Origin of the sequence: Paraburkholderia sp. BL10I2N1, from assembly GCF_004361815.1 — a bacterium.
Lineage (GTDB): Bacteria > Pseudomonadota > Gammaproteobacteria > Burkholderiales > Burkholderiaceae > Paraburkholderia.
The window spans coordinates 4,117,221-4,132,661 of the sequence record NZ_SNWA01000001.1; the positions used below are offsets into that span (position 1 = coordinate 4,117,221).

The window sequence follows — 15,441 nt, forward strand, 5'->3', positions numbered from 1 at the left end:
GTGCTACGACGTAGCACGGAAAAACCTCGTGTAACACCGGGGGAGCAATGGGAACGATCACGGAGCGCGTTCGCAAGGACAAGAGTATAGGCTACACCGCCAAGATCCGCCTGAAGCAAGGCGGCAGGGTCGTACATACTGAGGCGAAGACCTTCGACCGTAGACCGGCGGCACAGGCGTGGCTCGACAAGCGGGAGCGCGAGTTGGCGCAACCCGGCGCACTCGAAACAGCCAAAGTGGAAGATCCGACCTTAAGCGAGGCGATCGGTCACTACATCCGGGAATTGAAACGGAATCCCGGTCGTACGAAGAAACCCCCCGCAAGGTGCTGAAGCGGCTCGGTGCTTCGGGAAAATCCGCCATGCGCCAACATCGCCCTCCCCTCGACGAACTCGACCGGATCCTGACCCATTTCGAGAGAATCCGAAAGCGCCGCCCGGACAGTGCCCCGATACGCGACCTGACGGCGTTCGCCCTCTTCTCTACACGAATCCAGGAAATGCTCCGGATCGAATGGAAGGATCTCGACGAAAGCGGAAGCCGCGTGCTCGTACGCAACCTGAAACACCCAGGTCAGAAAATCGGCAACGACGTCTGGTGCGACTTGCCTCTGGAGGCGTTCCGGACCGTCAAGGCGCAGCCGCAACTGGATGATCGAATTTTTCCGTATGGCACCGACGCCGTCGGCGCGGCGCTTTCAGCGCCTGCCGGTTCCTGCAGATCGAGGACCTGCCCCCGCAAGACATGAGGCACGAAGGAACATCGCGACTCTTTGAAATGGTGTGGGATATCCCACACGTTGCGGCCGTCACGGGACACCGCAGTTGGCAACTGCCTGAAGCGTTACACACACCTAAGGCACTCGGGAGACAAGTTCGCTGACTGGAAGTGACTGGACGTCATTGCACCCCGAAAAAGAGGCCAACGACGCTGCAGCTGCGTATGCTCAACGGTGCGATCGCGACGTGCTAACGGACATCCTGTTCTTGCTGCAATCCGGCATCCCGCGATCGATCCTGCTGAAATGCCGTGAAGAGCATCGCGGCGGGCCTCGCATCAGGCTGACGCCGGCACCGACATCCGCTTCATCCAGAAAAACCTGTGGCACGCGTCGATCGAGACGGCTGGTATCTATCTGCACGTCGAGGACGATCGGCGCCACGCGCAGACGGTTGCACAGCAACGTCCGGCGGACCCGGCATAATGACATGGTGTGCTCGCCGAGTCGGTGACATCAAGGAATGCCCCATGCGATCCATCTCGACAACCGGACTGCTCACGTCACGGAGCCTCGCGCTGATTGGTGCAGGGCTGCTCTGCCTGACGATCGAGTCCGCAGTGGCCGCCGATACCGCCGCGACCCTTTACAGACAATGCCGCGACAAACCTTCGACCGCAGCGCAGCGAGACTGTTATCCCGACGTGGTCAGGCGGTCCGAGATCGAGCTTGTGACCGCCGAGAAGAAGGCACGCGCCCACATGATGGAACTCGAAAAGATCAGTGAAGGCAGCCGTTCTATGCATCCCGTACTTGCCTTTGACAAAGCAGCGCGCACCTTCCGCGTATTTCGGGATGCGGAGAGCAACCGTGTACTGGCTTCCTACGGTTCCGGCAACGGCGGCGACCTTGCCGCGTCCGGCACGGCCATCAAGATGAACATCGCCCGCGCGAGGCTGCTGAGCGGCGAAGCAGCGGCGCGCTGAAGCTGGTCGCTTCGGCGCTCGACTGCTGATAGCGGCATGATCGGGAAACCAGATCGTCTTCGTTGATCAAGGTCTTAAGCCAAGATTTGCTTTTACCGGCCAACCCTCTCTATCGCCCCGAGCGCCGGCGACTTTGGACCAGTGAGGAAACAGAATAGCTCCGCTTTCAGTTCCCGGCGGTGCATTTCACGGCCCGCAATGTCGTTGCAACCCTGGCGACCACGTGTCGTTGCGCATACACGAAAACGAGTGATTTACCGGCGCGCGGCAAAGGATACAGTCTGAAAGAGCAGGTACCCGGCAGCACTCCAGAAGTGCGAACTGGCGACAACTCCCCCACGGGACCACATCAGTGGCCGGAAGCAGGTACGGTTTACGCAGTTTTTCGACGAGGACGCGCACCGATGACGTTCTTGGTCTTGTAGGTGACACCGTGCTGTTCGAGGTATTCGCGAATCAGCTGCCGCACCACCTGTGAGGGCGTCAAGTCCTGTTCGCCGCCGACGACGAGATCTGAGCGCCGTCGCGTTTCCAGTAGCGCCCCACGTACCTCAACCTGAGGCCCACCTGCCCGCACGCGCAGGCGGGCTTCATGACCGGCCGCCTCGTCGTTCACCCACCTGCACTGCACCTCCGGATCGAAGCCGCTCATCTGTAGGCGTTTTCCTACACGCCTTCCGCGCCGCCTACACCAAGTTCCTACAGGGACGATTTAATTTTCAGACGCTGCATCCCATACTGCAGCACATGACTTGCGACACTTCCGTTACAGCACTGAAGGTCTTTCTCGTCGAAGACTCGATCCCCGTCCGCCGCCGGATGGTCTCACTGTTGAGCGCGATCGAAGGCGTCGAGATAGCCGGCGAAGCCGAAGAGGCATTCGCAGCGCTCGCTGCGATAGCCGCCATGAAGATCGATGTCGCAATCGTCGATCTGAGGCTGACGGCAAGCACCGGCATGGAGGTTGTCGCGGCGCTGGCGCGACTTCACCCAGAGGTCACGACGATCGTGCTGACCAATCATGCGGATTCGTCGTTCCGCGAAGCCTGTATGGCGGCCGGCGCGCACCACTTCTTCGACAAGACCAGCGAGTTCCAGTTGGCCCGCGACACGATTGAGAAACTTGCGCGCGAGCGTGCCGCTTGCGCTGTCCAGGAAAGAGGAGCACATCATGTCTGGCGTCGTTGAATATCCAGTCGCTGCGCCCGTTGTTCGTCGTGCGCCGCTGGTGCCCCCCATGCCTCACGCAACGCTCAAAGCGGCGGAGCCGACGCCACGCGCCACGTCGCGCTGCTCCACCTGTGCCATGCGCGCCGTATGCCTGCCGCAGGGCCTCTCGGCATTCGAGCTTCAGCGGCTCGACTCGATCATCTGTTCGAGCCGCATGGTGCGGCAAGGCGAAACGCTATATCGCACGAGCGATGCCTTCCAGAGCATCTATGCGGTGCATGCAGGGTCGTTCAAGACCGTCGTCATGCATCGCGACGGACGCGAACAGGTGACGGGGTTTCAGCTCGCCGGGGACGCCCTGGGCCTCGACGGTGTCAGCACCGGCCGTCACACCTGCAACGCGATCGCGCTCGAAGACAGCAATGTCTGCATCATTCCGTTCAGCCTGCTCGAATCGCTGTGCCGCGAAGTCAAGGGTGTGCAGCAGCACGTCCACCGGATGATGAGCGGCGAGATCGTCCGCGAATCGGTGCTGATGATGCTGCGTGGCACGATGTCGGCCGAGCAGCGCGTGGCGGCCTTCCTGCTCAACCTGTCGGCGCGCCTCAAGGCACGCGGCTATTCGTCGGCCGAGTTCAACCTGCGGATGACGCGCGAGGAAATCGGCAGCTACCTCGGCATGAAACTCGAAACGGTGAGCCGCATGTTCTCGAAGTTCCAGCGCGAGGGGCTCGTGGATGCGCGCGGCAAACAGATTCACATCATCGATCCGGATGGCCTCGAAAAGATCTGACAGGCGCAACCAGCTGGCCTGCCGCTGACATCGTCCAAGGCCGGACCTGCGGGTTGGAACGCATGAGGCAGAAGATAAAGCGCGCTTTGCGTCACGCCATCGACAGAACGGCTGCGCCCGTGACTCGTCCTTCACGCAGGTCGGCGAGCGCCCGGTTGGCCTCACCTAGCGCGTAGCACGTCGTTTCGATGACAAGCGGCACCTCCTGTGCGAGGCGCATGAACTCGACGCCGTCTTCGCGCGTCAGGTTCGCAACCGACACGACGCGCCGCTCGCCCCACAGGAACGCATACGGAAACGACGGGATATCGCTCATGTGAATCCCACCGCACACGACCACGCCCCCCTTCACCACCGCCTTCAGCGCGAGCGGCACGAGCGCCCCTACGGGGGCGAACAGGAGCGCGGCGTCGAGTTCGTCAGGTGGCGCGTCGTCGCTGCTGCCAGCCCAGCTCGCGCCGAGGTGCAAGGCGAGTTGCTGTGCGGCGGCGTCGCCCGGACGGGTGAATGCGTAGACCTCTCGACCCTGGTGGCGCGCCACCTGCGCGACGATATGCGCCGCGGCACCGAAGCCATAAATGCCGATGCGCTTCGCGTCGCCCGCCATACTCAGGGTCCGGTAGCCGATCAGTCCTGCACACAGCAGCGGAGCGGCTTCCACATCGGAATACCGCGGCGGCAGGTGGAAACAGTAGCGACTATCCGCGACCGTGCGTTCGGCATAGCCGCCGTCGATGGTGTAGCCCGTGAAGCCCGGTGCGTCGCAGAGATTTTCGCGCTGGGCAAGACAGTAGCGGCACTGTCCGCACGTGCGCCCGACCCACGGCACGCCAACCCGGTCGCCGAGCGCAAAGCCGCTGACATCCGGTCCCATGGCGGCAACAGTGCCGACAATCTCATGCCCCGGGATCACCGGCTCCTTCGGCTCTGTCAGGTCGCGGTCGACCACATGCAGGTCCGTGCGACAGATCCCGCATGCGTGAATATCGATCAGCAACTGTCCGGCAGCCGGCACCGGATCGTCTAGCTGCATATCGCGCAGCAGCGCTGAGGTTCCGTCAAATACCATCGCGCGCATTTCCCGCCTCCCTGATGGGTCTTTTCGCTCCTGACTGTCTTCCTTCCGCGAACTTCTGTGCTTCAGCGTTGAAGTCTCGATGCGTCGACGACCTCATATCTATCCGCCGCGATCTTCCAGTTACTGACCCTCTTTGCCTGTTCGAACAGCCGGATCGCCTCACGTATCTCTGCATCCTGCTTTGTCGACGGAATGGACACACGCATCAGCTCACACTGATGCGGAAAGCCAAAGTGATCAAGTATTTCCTTATAGAAGACGACTTCCATCGCGCAGTACAGCGTGTCTGGCACCTGACCGCACCGGCGCAACGCACCTGCAGCGCTCGTATGCTTCATTGAACTGGCTGGCATGGCAATGCTCCTCATCACCGACGCCTGTCTACTCATCGTTCGTCGAAAGAGCTCGTCCGCTTTGGCGGCATCGCACGCTCCTCGTGAAATCGCGACAGACTGAAAGAAATGTATGCCTCGTGAGACTTGTGACTTTGATCCACATCAAGAACGAAAGGCGCATCTCCCACGTTTAACGTCGACACGAAACTGGACGGCAGTGTCACGCCAATGAACGGCGGCAAGGCTGGTCACCCTTGACAGCTTTCGTCGGGCGATTCCTGCGCGCGATCGGAACGCGCTTTGTCGAACGAGGGAACTATCGAGCCAGTCTCGGGGGCAACATCGTCTTGACCCTGCTGGAGCCCGTGACGCCTACGGGCGATGACTTCCGCGCGGTTGCGCGACGAGGTCCGTCGCGCTATCGCCCCGCACAGTGGCGAACCCTTACTCGCCAGCGGCGCCATGTATCGCGACGTTGCGCCCAACAAATCCCCTCCGGGCGCGCATCCCGTATAAGGCGACTCGGATATCGCCAGGACGAATGCACGGGTGAGACGCGGGGCAGCCCGCAAATTCTGGGTTGCAGCTGTGGGGGTGCGTAACCGAATCCACTTGCGTGTCATTGACGACCCAGGTCGTGAGCGACGCATCAGCCCGTGACAGGCCGGTACGCCTCATCTATTCAATGGTTTCTTGATCGATCTCATGCAGCGCGTCGGATGGAGGTCCAGAATGAATTCATGCGCAATTGCGCTCTCGCTTGCCATAGTGCTCAATGCATCCGACCGCGCATCGTCAGGGACACGGCACATAACCGAAGCGCCCCTGGTGAACAGGTGAGTTGATGATCCAGGCGGTGACGCCATGAATCCGGAATGGATGGACACGGAAGCGTCCTTCAGCGATCGTGCGGATGCAGGACGCGCGCTCGCGCGGCACCTGACCGGCTACACGGGCCGCAGCGACGTGATCGTGCTGGCGCTTCCGCGAGGCGGCGTGCCGGTCGCTTACGAGGTTGCCGAGGCTCTGGGTGTCGAACTGGACGTGCTGGTCGTGCGCAAGCTAGGCGTGCCGTTCCAGCCGGAACTGGCGATGGGCGCAATCGCCTCCGGTGGCGCACTGTATCTCGACGAGCGCACCGTGCGGGTGGTTGGGGTGAGCGAGGCGGAGGTTCTCGACGTTCTGAACGAAGAGCGTCGCGAACTCGCACGGAGGGAAATCCTGTACCGTGGTCATCGACCGCCGCTGAAACTCGAGAGCCGCACCGTCATCGTCGTCGACGACGGTATCGCCACCGGCTCGTCAATGCACGTCGCGATTTCGGCATTGCATGCCGGTCAACCCTCGCGGATCGTCGTTGCCGTGCCGGTCGCGCCGGCCAGCACAGCGAAGGAGCTGGAAGGCATTGCCGACGAGTTCGTCTGCCTGCGCCGCGCGCAACAGTTCAGCAGCGTTAGCCAGTTCTACCGGGAGTTCGGGCAGACGAGCGACGCAGAAGTCCGCGCGCTCCTCGAGCGCTCACAGCGAGACACGCCATAGTGCACCGCAGCCCTCGACGCGCAGTTCTTCGCGGAACAGTACTACAGGTCGATGTTCGGGCGGCGCCTGAACACCTGGAATCTGCGCGACGCACATATGCACCGCACGTTATGCGCCCTTGCGCTATCGGCTGCAACGCGGCGGACAGGGGAGTATCGTGGTCTGGGCGTACAACTCGCACGTGGGCGATGAGCGCGCATCCGAGTCGCGATTGCGCGGCGAATGGAATCTCGGTCAGCTCGTGCGCCGACGCGCCGCATCACTGGCACCAGCGTGAGGAGCCCGAGCGGGCGTCATGAGCGCGACGAGGCGAGAGGGAGGTGTCTGATGCAGTCGATCAATGTGCAAGATGTATTGGTGCCGTGCGGCGATGCTGTGCTGGAAGGCATCCTCGCCCTCCCTACAGAGCCGCGGGGCGTGATCGCGTTCGCTCATGGCAGCGGCAGCAGCCGCTTCAGCCCGCGGAACCAGATGCTTGCCGCGGCGCTGCAGGAGGCTGGCTTCGCGACCTTGCTGTTCGATCTTTTGAGCGCCGATGAAAATGAGCGCGATGTCGAAACCGGCCTTTATCGCTTTGACATTCCCCTGCTCGCGCAACGCCTGACTGGCGCAATCGATTGGCTCGCTGCCCTGCCGACAACCGGGAGCCTGGGCGTCGGGCTGTTCGGTGCCAGCACCGGCGCGGGTGCAGCGCTGATAGCAGGTGCGACACGTCCGGCACGGGTGCGCGCCATCGTATCGCGGGGCGGCCGCCCTGACCTTGCCGACGACGCGCTTCCCCGCGTGCGGGCGCCTACGCTGCTGATCGTCGGCGAAGAGGACACCGAGGTCATTGAACTGAACAGGATGGCGGCGCGTCATCTGACCTGCAACCATCGGATTATCCTCGTGCCGCGCGCTACTCACCTGTTCGAAGAACCCGGTACCCTCGAGGAGGTCGCACGACTGACTACCGCGTGGTTCATGATCCATTTCTTGCCCACGTAGCCACGAAGCAGCCAACTGGTCCTCGCCGCTGCGCTGCGATCGGGCCGCTCGCTGATATTCAGAGGCACGACCGCAGCCGGGTCTCCGGGGCCTCACATGCGCAAGACCTGCGAATCCGTTCCGTCAGCCCTTTACTTCATGGGCGCGCAAAATCACGTCATCGACAAATCTCTCAGCCAATGCGTACGCGTGACCAAGTACCTCCTCCTGACGCCCGTTCAGTTCCTCGCGTACGTCAATGTGAATTCGCTCGGACTTCATTTGGTCGCGTGTCTCGTCGGTATCTGGAGTAACGGCCCACTGAACCGCATATCTCCCTGACGGAAGCTCCACGCACGAAACGCTGATCTTGAATTCCCGATAGATACGGATGTAGTCTGGCATGATCGCCTCCCTCACCCAGTCCCAGGAATCCGAGTATGAGCGATTCAGTACAACACGGCCATCACAGCAATCGAAATAGAGTCAATTCATTCGCGATGGGGAGCGTATGGAGAATCCGCTAAAGGTGACGACGAAAACAAGCTGCACTGCTTCAGATAGCTTTCGCCGCCGAACCTTGCGGGTCGATGAGTGTCCTTTGATGTGTCACGTCAGAGAGGATCGCTAAACTTTTTCCTCACACTTGAGATGCGAGGCTCACGATATCGGTCGACCGCTATCTATCCCTTCTGTACTCGCACTACAGAGCATATTGCAAAGCGAGATCGAAGCCGATGATGACTAGCGAACAACCGAGGCCAGTCAGCAGATTCGCGACCTTATGTTCGAAATCGTGATCCCGGCTTGTCCACGCCCCGATGAGGAAAATACCTCCGAAGGCAACCTGGAGCGCAACGAACACCAGCATCAGCAGAAACTCGTAGCCCATGAACCTGAAGTTCGCGAAGTGCATCCCGTAGTCGAAAATCCATCTGCCCACCCGGCGAACCTCATACAGCAGCAAAAGGATCGGAAAGAGGTAACTGGCAACATAGGTCGGCACGCTCGCGTGCTGCAGTTCGAGATGAAAGTGATATTTGGTGAAATGCGTGTACTGCAAGCCAATGCGAACGTATTGCACGGGGATCCAGAAAATCTCGGGCGTCCAGCCTTGCGTGTTAGGGGAGAAACTCGCGCTGCTGGCGTAAGCGGCGCTGTCGGAACTGCCCGTCGTATTGAAGAAGGAAAGACTTATACCGTATTTGGACTGATAGACGTAAGAGGCCTAGATTCGCTAGCGTATTCAGATTCCCCGACGTGCTATCGCCCAGAACGAAATTGTTCGGGTCATGGATATTCTCTCGAACATAGCGTGCCTGTGCGGTGACTGTGTGCGGTTCCAGCAGGTACTCGTACTGCCCGTCAACGCCATAATCACGATATCGGGTCGTGCCCTGGCCGAATATCGGGAAAGCGTTTGCGTCGGTGGGATAGACTTCAACATTGAACCCGAACATGCCTAACAGCGCGCATGATGCAGAAGGTCAGGAACATCCAGCGGTGCGACAAGGTGTCGTTGGCGATCAACATGCCGCCAACGACTGTAGCCAGATCGGAGGCGCTTTGATGGCTGCGAGCGCATCGGTATCCGAATGTCCGAAATCGGCGAAGATACGACCATTCGAAGCAGCACGAACGACTGTCCACTGGCCGCGAGTACGCGTTCCGACTTCTCGAAAGCGGATGTTGGGAATCGACGAATAGCCCCCCGGTACGAACGGCCAGTATGGCCGATGAACAGACTGCCTTCCGCCAGCGTGACAAGATAACTGGCTATCCGTGTCGCGGCTCGTGGCGCGATTTGCTGCTATCAGGCAGACTCGTGTCGCGCCCGGGATTCACTGCGCGGCATACAGCACAATGGAACATGAAGCGGCGACCGCATAAGGGCTCCGCCGGGCTGTCATCGGCGCTGCCACTACAATGAAGGCTTGCCAGGAGACAAATGGGACCAGTCATGAACAGTATCTCGATCACGCGAGCGTGGAAACGATTAGCGAGGCCAATCCGGATCGCTGCGTGCACCGCTCTTCTGCTGTCGCCACTCGCTCTCCCTGCCCAGGACGAAAAACCGGGTATTGCCTTTTCCACGATCGAGCCCGGCGGACCGCTGCCAGTGGGGTGGAAGAACCTGCCGGTCGTGCACGGCAAGCCGATGACGCAATACACACTTGTTCACGACGGCAACGCAACTGTCCTTCAGGCAGACGCGAACCGTTCCGCTTCCGCCCTGATGCATGAAGGCAATATCGATCTGACGCAAACACCGGTCGTGGCATGGCGCTGGAAAGCAGAAAAGCCGATCGAGGGCGCCGACAATCGCGTCGGATCGAAGGAAGACGCGCCGGCGCGACTGGTGTTCACATTTGACGGCGACAAAAGCAGGCTGTCGATTTTCGATCGGGCGAGCATGGAAGTGGCAAAGCGCCTGGGGGGCCAGGACCTGCCCTATGCGACGCTAATGTACATCTGGTCGACCACGGCTGCGCCAGGCAGTGTCATTGCCAATCCCCATACCGGCCGTGTTCAGATGATCGTCGTCTCCGGTCAGCCCGGCGATGCAGGCCAATGGCAAACCCTGCGTCGCAACGTCGTGCAGGACTATGAGAAAGTCTTTCACGAACCGCCAGGACGGATCATCGGCTATGGCCTGCTGACCGATACCGACAATACCGGTACTACGACGCGGGCGTGGTATGGAGATATCCAGTTTCTGCCTGGGCCATAACAACCTGACGGCGTTGGTCGAAGATCCTGTGGCGCCCCGGAGGTCACTGACCTCCCGGCATGAAAGACGCGCCGATCGCACGGCAGCCGTCGCTTGACTTATTCATCGCCGCCCCATCGCCATCTGGGTTTTTCGCCTTTTGCCCAACAGATACCGACAAGCAGGCCAGTCAACGCGAGAACGGACATCCCGAAAACGAAAGGCTCTCTCTCCGGGTGTATATAAATGGAGCTGGCGACGAGTCCAGACACGTATAAAAGCAGGACCAGCCAGCCCTGCCACGTCACCGGCAACCCCCATCCCCAGCCATAGCGTTTAGCCGGAAACCAGATTTTCTTTTCCGTCGATGCCATGCCTTTTCCCGTTTAGCGCCCAATCACAGCCAAGGATACGCCGCTCCAGGCGTGCAAGTACGAGTGTCGCCTCGAGCATCGCCAGTTGGGCGCCGATGCAGACATGCGGACCGATTCCGAACGGCAGATAGTCGAATCGCCCTGGCTGGCGCCCACCCGCAAACCGCGACGGATCGAAGCTGTCCAGCGCATGCCAGCGCTGCGGATCACGATGTAGCAGCCAGAAAGGAACCAGCACCGTCGAACCCTCGGGGACTTCCGTGCCGCAGGCCTGATGGGGCCGCTTTGCAAGCCGCGCAGTCAGGAACGCCGGCGAATCGAGGCGCAAGGTCGCCTGTACCACCGTTCTTGCGAGTGGCAGGTCTGGCAGTTCGACAGGCTGCCCCGCCCTGCCCGCGATCCCCGACAAGTCCACCGCCGCGGCTTCGCTCGCTGCGCCTGCAACTGCGGCGAACGCGCGAGCAACGTACACGCCCAGAACAAGGTCAACGCAGTCGTCTCGTGACCGGCGACCAGCATGGTGGAAACCTCATCGGCAAGAGATCATCAGAACGGTTGCCGTGCGCCTGCGCCAGCATATCGAAGAGGCCTGCGTAGCGCGCTGGTACCGGAACGGGAATCTCGAGGAGAAATGGCAGTGCGACGTCTCGCCGACATCGCTGAATCGGTCAAACTGCGCCAGCGTTTGCGAAACATCGCGTGCCGCGCACGTCGAAACGGTCGGCATCCAGTGCGGTTACCGCAAGCGCGCCCGGAGACCCGTCGGCGTATAAGTGCCAAATCAATTTGACCAATGTTTCCCGTCAGAACGGGGCCAGAACAGTGGAAATCCGCATCGCACAAGGCGTTCCGCGATTGTTCCTGCTTGAAGAAAAGTAAATTCAAATTATGGATACAAATTTTTGATAGTAAGGGAATACACTTACTCCATTGACGTTGAGCCGGGTTCCAAGGCAAAGCCCCCTACAACGTTTTCGTAACCGGGAAATCAACGATTATTGGAGTCATCATCATGAAGAGCAAGCTTATCGCCGCTGTCCTCATCGCCGCTTCCGCCTCGATCGCCGCGCCTGCATTCGCTAGCGGCTACGGCCCGGCTCCCCACTACAACCCGACCGTCGGCGCACCTGCTTCGCAGCAAGGTCAGAACGCGCAGACAGTTGCCGCGGAGCGTTCGCAAGCCGGCAACGGCGAAGTTGCCTACGGTGGCGTGAACGCGTCGACGTCGCAATCTGGTAGCCGTGCTACCGCGACCGGCCCGGGTTCGGTCTACTTCGGCCGTTAATCGACGGCCAGGCGGCAACGGGAAAGCCGGGTGCCCTCCACGGGACACCCGGCTTTCAGTTTTTCCGCTCCTCTCTTAGAGGCCTTTGCCTCATTCCCCTGCAGTTTCTTTCGATCCCTTCTCTGCGAGTTCACAACCGGATGCGGTTGCCGAAGGGGGCGAACAGTTCCATCACCTTGCCCCACTTCAGCACCTCGACGCCGGGTTTGCCACGCCGGTAGTATCGTTCGCGCCGTTCCGCATGCAGCGCGTCGATGTTCTTTACCGGAACGAAAATCGTCGTCCCGGGTGACGCATCACCATGATGTTCGCCGAAATGGAGCGTCAGACCCGAGCGGCGGATCTGCACACAGAGCGGGAAACTGTCACTGTACGGTGCTCCCAGTCCACTGAAAAGCCGAGAAAGTCGACGCAAAACTCGCGAGCCTTCTCTTTTGAAAAGATGCGGACGATCGGGTCACTGCCGACCGATAGCGGACGACCGCCCCGCCCGTTCGCGCAGAGCGCACAGTCAGCCGGTTACGAAGCCGCCGTCGATCGCCTTGCGCGCCGCGCGAAACCCGGCCTCGGCGGCTGCATGCTCGGTGGACCAGAAACCGTCGATATGCACGAGCTGCCAGTCGGTGACGACCGCGTCACCCTTCAGCACCCGAAAATGCGCCTTGACGCCCGTGAGCACCTGTTCGACCGCGACTTCGATGTCGTAATCCTTATAGCGCTCCTGGTAGTCGCCCATATCATTACCTTTGGGCTCCATGCAGCCTCCTGACCGCTCGCTCACAGCCCATTCATCGACAGATAACGCGCAACCACCCAGCGGGCGAAGCAACGCCCGTCATTCGCAGCTGGCTCATCAATCGCATACAGGCGCAACGATCCATCCGCTAGCTGCCGGATATTGCCGTAGCCCGGCCGCGCTCACCGTGTCAGTCGCAATCGCCGGACAGGTATTTTCTGCCGTCGCAGGTGATTTCGACGCGGTCCGCACTCTGGGCTACAACGCCAGCACGCAGCAGTTCGGCCGCAATGCCCGACGCCAGTTCAGGCGGAACCTGCCCAGCCGCCACTTCGTTCAGACGCCGCAGCGCTTCAATTGCCTCAGGACTCAAGGACCTCGACATGACCATCTCCGTCGTGATGCTCAATTTATCGTAGCACTTTCGTGGGATTGCGCAGTTGCGATCAGCGACGAACCTTCAATCGGTGTCCGTGCGAAGGTAGCCGCGGCTCCAGAAGCAGGCTGCAAGGAAAAACTCTTGCCGGATCCCGGGTCTACCCTCAAGAACCCTACGGCATTGAAAGCGGTTGAGCAGGGTCGAATGAAACAGGTCAAACATGCAGCGATCAAGCGTGTGATCGCGACGTAGTCCGCCCACCGGCGCATCCGGCCGCGAGGCGGTGGCGCGCCTCACAGACGCGCGATCGATACCTCCGTCGACTTCACCAGCGCGACGACCTCGGCGCCAACCTTCAATTCGAGTTCGTCGACGGAGCGCGTCGTGATCACCGACGTGACGATGCCGAATGGCGTATCGACATCGACTTCGGACACGACCGGTCCGCGGATGATTTCCTTGACCTTGCCTTTGAACTGATTGCGTACATTGATTGCGGAAATGCTCATGTCGAGTGACTCCAGTGGGTCGATTAGAAACGGTCAGGCAAGAAACATCAGACGGCCCAACGAACTTCCGTCGGCCGCGCGAGCCGCCCCGACTCACGCACGTCATGGGCGCGATGCGACAGGGCGTCATCGTTGGGCGCGGTTTTCAGCACGCGTTGCAGCACGCGGTCTTCGAGCGCGGCGAATCCGGCCGACGCGCGCGCACGCGGACGCGCGAGCGGCACCGGCTGATCGAGCGCGATGCGCCCGTCTTCGATCAGCAGGATGCGCTCGCCGAGCGCGACGGCTTCATGCACGTCATGCGTGACGAGCAATGCGGTGAAGCGATGCTCGAGCCACAGCCGCTCGATGAGCGCATGCATTTCGATGCGCGTAAGCGCATCGAGCGCCCCGAGCGGCTCGTCGAGCAGCAGCAGCTTCGGGCGATGCACCAGTGCACGCGCCAGTGCCACGCGCTGACGCTGTCCGCCGGAAAGCTGTGCGGGCCAGTCGTTCGCGCGCTCGGCGAGGCCAACTTCCGCGAGTACGGCGCGCGCATCTGCGCGAGCGCCGCGACCGAGGCCAAGCATCACGTTCTGCAGCACGGTCTTCCACGGCAGGAGACGCGCGTCCTGGAACATGATCCGCGTGTCGAGCGGTTCGCCGCGATCGGCATGCTTTGCGAGCACGCCTGCACCGGGCGCCTCGAGTTCCGCGACGAGCCGCAGCAACGTCGACTTCCCGCAACCGCTGCGTCCGACGATCGCAACGAAACTGCCGCGCTCGATCGACAGGCTGAAATCCGATAGCACGGAGCGCTCGCCATACTTTTTGCCGACGCCACGCAGTTCGACCGCGTAATCCGCCTTGCGCTGCGAGTCGCGGACAAGCGGCTGCGGGTCGATGCGTCTGCCCGAAACACCGCTCACATCGCGCGAGCCAGCGCCACGTTCGAACGCGGCGGCTTCGTCCGCATCGTGGTCGCGCGTGCGCGGCCGGGCGAGTTCCGCTTCGAGATCGGCGCCGGACACACCACCGAACGACGTCGCAAACGGGATTGCACTCATGCTTTCGCTCCTCGTTGATACGCGGGATGCCAGCGCAGCGTGACGCGCTCGAGCGTCTTCGCCAGCACGTCAGCGACCTTCCCCAGCGCGGCATAAAGCAGGATGCCGACCACCACCACATCGGTTTGCAGGAACTCGCGTGCGTTCATCGTCATATAGCCGATGCCCGACTGCGCGGAGATCGTTTCCGCAACGATCAACGTGACCCACATCAGGCCTAACGCGAACCGCACGCCGACGAGTATCGACGGCAACGCGCCCGGCAGGATCACATGCCGATATAGCGCGATGCCCTTCACGCCGTAACTGCGCGCCATTTCGATCAGGTTCGCGTCGACGGAGCGGATGCCGTGGCAGGTATTCACATACACGGGGAAAAACACGCCGAGCGCGACGAGAAACACCTTGGCTTCCTCCTCGATTCCGAACCACAGGATCACAAGTGGGATCATCGCGAGCGCGGGGATGTTGCGGATCATCTGCACGGTCGAATCGAGCGCAACTTCGGCCGGCCTGAAGAGCCCGGTCGCAAGACCGAGCGCGAGACCGATTCCGCCGCCGACAGCGAAACCCGACACCGCGCGCCACGTGCTCACCTTCACGTCGGCCCACATCTCGCCGGACTGGATCAGCGACCACGCGGCCTTCACGACCGCGAGCGGTTCGGGCAGCACGCGTGTCGACAGAATGCCGCTGCGCGCGGCGGCTTCCCACGCGATGAGAATCAGGAGCGGTGCGATCCACGGCGCGACGTGCGCGCCCAGTCTACGCAGGACTCCTGTGTTTACATTCGTTTGAGCCATGAAGTCTTTCCTTC

21 protein-coding genes and 3 pseudogenes are annotated in these 15,441 nt (G+C 61.2%); 11 read left to right on the forward strand and 13 right to left on the reverse strand.

Annotated features, from left to right (window positions below; all coding sequences use genetic code 11):
* Positions 1-47 precede the first annotated feature (47 nt).
* The 4 genes and pseudogenes from B0G77_RS19235 to B0G77_RS19250 all read left to right on the forward strand — a co-directional run bounded on the left by B0G77_RS19235 (position 48) and on the right by B0G77_RS19250 (position 1,704).
* Positions 48-332 carry an integrase gene (locus tag B0G77_RS19235; protein WP_133663550.1) on the forward strand — a complete coding sequence of 95 codons (285 nt, stop codon included), beginning with the start codon at positions 48-50 and terminating at the stop codon, positions 330-332.
* Positions 326-748 carry a hypothetical protein gene (locus B0G77_RS19240; RefSeq protein WP_133663551.1) on the forward strand — a complete coding sequence of 141 codons (423 nt, stop codon included), beginning with the start codon at positions 326-328 and terminating at the stop codon, positions 746-748. The genes B0G77_RS19235 and B0G77_RS19240 overlap by 7 nt, the downstream gene beginning before the upstream one ends.
* Before the next feature lie 300 nt (positions 749-1,048).
* A pseudogene (locus B0G77_RS44330) lies at positions 1,049-1,204 on the forward strand (site-specific integrase); the annotation flags it as partial.
* Positions 1,205-1,338: 134 nt separating this feature from the next.
* Complete coding sequence (locus tag B0G77_RS19250; RefSeq protein ID WP_243751046.1) at positions 1,339-1,704, forward strand: DUF1311 domain-containing protein; 366 nt, start codon at positions 1,339-1,341, stop codon at positions 1,702-1,704.
* Positions 1,705-2,077: 373 nt separating this feature from the next.
* Here the strand turns inward: B0G77_RS19250 and B0G77_RS44335 are convergent, their stop codons facing one another.
* Entirely contained in the window at positions 2,078-2,239 is a 162-nt protein-coding gene (locus tag B0G77_RS44335) for a hypothetical protein (RefSeq protein WP_243751146.1), read from the reverse strand.
* A 212-nt stretch (positions 2,240-2,451) separates the two neighbouring features.
* Here B0G77_RS44335 and B0G77_RS19260 point away from each other — a divergent pair, with 212 nt between their 5' ends.
* Positions 2,452-2,892 (forward strand): response regulator, encoded by a 441-nt coding sequence (locus B0G77_RS19260; RefSeq protein WP_133663554.1) that lies wholly within the window; start codon positions 2,452-2,454, stop codon positions 2,890-2,892.
* 49 nt (positions 2,893-2,941) lie between these two features.
* Complete coding sequence (locus B0G77_RS19265; RefSeq protein WP_243751147.1) at positions 2,942-3,667, forward strand: helix-turn-helix domain-containing protein; 726 nt, start codon at positions 2,942-2,944, stop codon at positions 3,665-3,667.
* A 91-nt stretch (positions 3,668-3,758) separates the two neighbouring features.
* Here the strand turns inward: B0G77_RS19265 and B0G77_RS19270 are convergent, their stop codons facing one another.
* Both B0G77_RS19270 and B0G77_RS19275 read right to left on the reverse strand, forming a co-directional pair.
* The gene (locus tag B0G77_RS19270) at positions 3,759-4,745 is read right to left on the reverse strand and encodes a zinc-dependent alcohol dehydrogenase family protein (RefSeq protein WP_133663556.1); all 987 of its coding nucleotides are present in this window, start codon (positions 4,743-4,745) and stop codon (positions 3,759-3,761) included.
* Positions 4,746-4,807: 62 nt separating this feature from the next.
* Positions 4,808-5,098 (reverse strand): hypothetical protein, encoded by a 291-nt coding sequence (locus B0G77_RS19275; RefSeq protein WP_133663557.1) that lies wholly within the window; start codon positions 5,096-5,098, stop codon positions 4,808-4,810.
* Between the two features lie 846 nt (positions 5,099-5,944).
* Between B0G77_RS19275 and B0G77_RS19280 the strand changes: the two genes are divergently transcribed.
* The 3 genes and pseudogenes from B0G77_RS19280 to B0G77_RS19290 all read left to right on the forward strand — a co-directional run bounded on the left by B0G77_RS19280 (position 5,945) and on the right by B0G77_RS19290 (position 7,606).
* A complete protein-coding gene (locus B0G77_RS19280; RefSeq protein ID WP_243751047.1) occupies positions 5,945-6,619 on the forward strand; it encodes a phosphoribosyltransferase family protein in 675 nt (224 codons plus the stop codon).
* Positions 6,620-6,658: 39 nt separating this feature from the next.
* Positions 6,659-6,872, forward strand: a pseudogene (locus tag B0G77_RS19285) (erythromycin esterase family protein); the annotation flags it as partial.
* An 83-nt stretch (positions 6,873-6,955) separates the two neighbouring features.
* A complete protein-coding gene (locus tag B0G77_RS19290; RefSeq protein WP_133664200.1) occupies positions 6,956-7,606 on the forward strand; it encodes a dienelactone hydrolase family protein in 651 nt (216 codons plus the stop codon).
* 123 nt (positions 7,607-7,729) lie between these two features.
* Here the strand turns inward: B0G77_RS19290 and B0G77_RS19295 are convergent, their stop codons facing one another.
* Together B0G77_RS19295 and B0G77_RS43835 are read right to left on the reverse strand one after the other, a co-directional pair.
* Positions 7,730-7,990 (reverse strand): hypothetical protein, encoded by a 261-nt coding sequence (locus B0G77_RS19295; RefSeq protein WP_133663558.1) that lies wholly within the window; start codon positions 7,988-7,990, stop codon positions 7,730-7,732.
* 298 nt (positions 7,991-8,288) lie between these two features.
* Positions 8,289-8,669 (reverse strand): hypothetical protein, encoded by a 381-nt coding sequence (locus B0G77_RS43835; protein WP_243751048.1) that lies wholly within the window; start codon positions 8,667-8,669, stop codon positions 8,289-8,291.
* Positions 8,670-9,545: 876 nt separating this feature from the next.
* Here B0G77_RS43835 and B0G77_RS19305 point away from each other — a divergent pair.
* A complete protein-coding gene (locus B0G77_RS19305) occupies positions 9,546-10,316 on the forward strand; it encodes a DUF3047 domain-containing protein (protein WP_133663559.1) in 771 nt (256 codons plus the stop codon).
* Positions 10,317-10,414: 98 nt separating this feature from the next.
* Here the strand turns inward: B0G77_RS19305 and B0G77_RS44340 are convergent, their stop codons facing one another.
* Both B0G77_RS44340 and B0G77_RS19315 read right to left on the reverse strand, forming a co-directional pair.
* The gene (locus B0G77_RS44340; RefSeq protein ID WP_133663560.1) at positions 10,415-10,669 is read right to left on the reverse strand and encodes a hypothetical protein; all 255 of its coding nucleotides are present in this window, start codon (positions 10,667-10,669) and stop codon (positions 10,415-10,417) included.
* Positions 10,632-11,141 (reverse strand): cytochrome P450, encoded by a 510-nt coding sequence (locus B0G77_RS19315; protein ID WP_243751049.1) that lies wholly within the window; start codon positions 11,139-11,141, stop codon positions 10,632-10,634. The genes B0G77_RS44340 and B0G77_RS19315 overlap by 38 nt, the downstream gene beginning before the upstream one ends.
* Before the next feature lie 540 nt (positions 11,142-11,681).
* On the opposite strand from B0G77_RS19315, the gene B0G77_RS19320 reads away from it, so the two are divergent.
* Positions 11,682-11,954, forward strand: coding sequence for a hypothetical protein (locus tag B0G77_RS19320; RefSeq protein ID WP_133663562.1), 273 nt, complete (start codon positions 11,682-11,684; stop codon positions 11,952-11,954).
* A gap of 130 nt (positions 11,955-12,084) precedes the next feature.
* Here the strand turns inward: B0G77_RS19320 and B0G77_RS19325 are convergent.
* The 6 genes and pseudogenes from B0G77_RS19325 to ssuC form a co-directional block, all read right to left on the reverse strand.
* Positions 12,085-12,407 (reverse strand): annotated as a pseudogene (locus tag B0G77_RS19325) (glyoxalase superfamily protein).
* Between the two features lie 58 nt (positions 12,408-12,465).
* Positions 12,466-12,711, reverse strand: coding sequence for a DUF6566 family protein (locus B0G77_RS19330; protein WP_133663563.1), 246 nt, complete (start codon positions 12,709-12,711; stop codon positions 12,466-12,468).
* Between the two features lie 169 nt (positions 12,712-12,880).
* Complete coding sequence (locus B0G77_RS19335; protein WP_133663564.1) at positions 12,881-13,075, reverse strand: hypothetical protein; 195 nt, start codon at positions 13,073-13,075, stop codon at positions 12,881-12,883.
* Between the two features lie 287 nt (positions 13,076-13,362).
* Positions 13,363-13,578 (reverse strand): molybdopterin-binding protein, encoded by a 216-nt coding sequence (locus B0G77_RS19340; RefSeq protein ID WP_117333809.1) that lies wholly within the window; start codon positions 13,576-13,578, stop codon positions 13,363-13,365.
* A gap of 47 nt (positions 13,579-13,625) precedes the next feature.
* Entirely contained in the window at positions 13,626-14,624 is a 999-nt protein-coding gene (locus B0G77_RS19345) for an ATP-binding cassette domain-containing protein (protein ID WP_133663565.1), read from the reverse strand.
* Positions 14,621-15,427 carry an aliphatic sulfonate ABC transporter permease SsuC gene (gene ssuC, locus B0G77_RS19350; protein ID WP_133663566.1) on the reverse strand — a complete coding sequence of 269 codons (807 nt, stop codon included), beginning with the start codon at positions 15,425-15,427 and terminating at the stop codon, positions 14,621-14,623. The genes B0G77_RS19345 and ssuC overlap by 4 nt, the downstream gene beginning before the upstream one ends.
* Positions 15,428-15,441 lie beyond the last annotated feature (14 nt).

Excerpts from the sequence above, each read along its gene's own strand:
- B0G77_RS44340 (WP_133663560.1), bottom strand. The coding sequence starts at position 10,669 with ATGGCATCGACGGAAAAGAAAATCTGGTTTCCGGCTAAACGCTATGGC.
- B0G77_RS19335 (WP_133663564.1), bottom strand. The coding sequence starts at position 13,075 with ATGTCGAGGTCCTTGAGTCCTGAGGCAATTGAAGCGCTGCGGCGTCTG.
- B0G77_RS19295 (WP_133663558.1), bottom strand. The coding sequence starts at position 7,990 with ATGCCAGACTACATCCGTATCTATCGGGAATTCAAGATCAGCGTTTCG.
- ssuC (WP_133663566.1), bottom strand. The coding sequence starts at position 15,427 with ATGGCTCAAACGAATGTAAACACAGGAGTCCTGCGTAGACTGGGCGCG.
- B0G77_RS19320 (WP_133663562.1), top strand. The coding sequence starts at position 11,682 with ATGAAGAGCAAGCTTATCGCCGCTGTCCTCATCGCCGCTTCCGCCTCG.
- B0G77_RS19340 (WP_117333809.1), bottom strand. The coding sequence starts at position 13,578 with ATGAGCATTTCCGCAATCAATGTACGCAATCAGTTCAAAGGCAAGGTC.
- B0G77_RS19260 (WP_133663554.1), top strand. The coding sequence starts at position 2,452 with ATGACTTGCGACACTTCCGTTACAGCACTGAAGGTCTTTCTCGTCGAA.
- B0G77_RS19270 (WP_133663556.1), bottom strand. The coding sequence starts at position 4,745 with ATGCGCGCGATGGTATTTGACGGAACCTCAGCGCTGCTGCGCGATATG.
- B0G77_RS19305 (WP_133663559.1), top strand. The coding sequence starts at position 9,546 with ATGAACAGTATCTCGATCACGCGAGCGTGGAAACGATTAGCGAGGCCA.
- B0G77_RS19345 (WP_133663565.1), bottom strand. The coding sequence starts at position 14,624 with ATGAGTGCAATCCCGTTTGCGACGTCGTTCGGTGGTGTGTCCGGCGCC.
- B0G77_RS19330 (WP_133663563.1), bottom strand. The coding sequence starts at position 12,711 with ATGGAGCCCAAAGGTAATGATATGGGCGACTACCAGGAGCGCTATAAG.
- B0G77_RS19275 (WP_133663557.1), bottom strand. The coding sequence starts at position 5,098 with ATGCCAGCCAGTTCAATGAAGCATACGAGCGCTGCAGGTGCGTTGCGC.
- B0G77_RS19265 (WP_243751147.1), top strand. The coding sequence starts at position 2,942 with ATGCCTCACGCAACGCTCAAAGCGGCGGAGCCGACGCCACGCGCCACG.
- B0G77_RS19235 (WP_133663550.1), top strand. The coding sequence starts at position 48 with ATGGGAACGATCACGGAGCGCGTTCGCAAGGACAAGAGTATAGGCTAC.
- B0G77_RS19280 (WP_243751047.1), top strand. The coding sequence starts at position 5,945 with ATGAATCCGGAATGGATGGACACGGAAGCGTCCTTCAGCGATCGTGCG.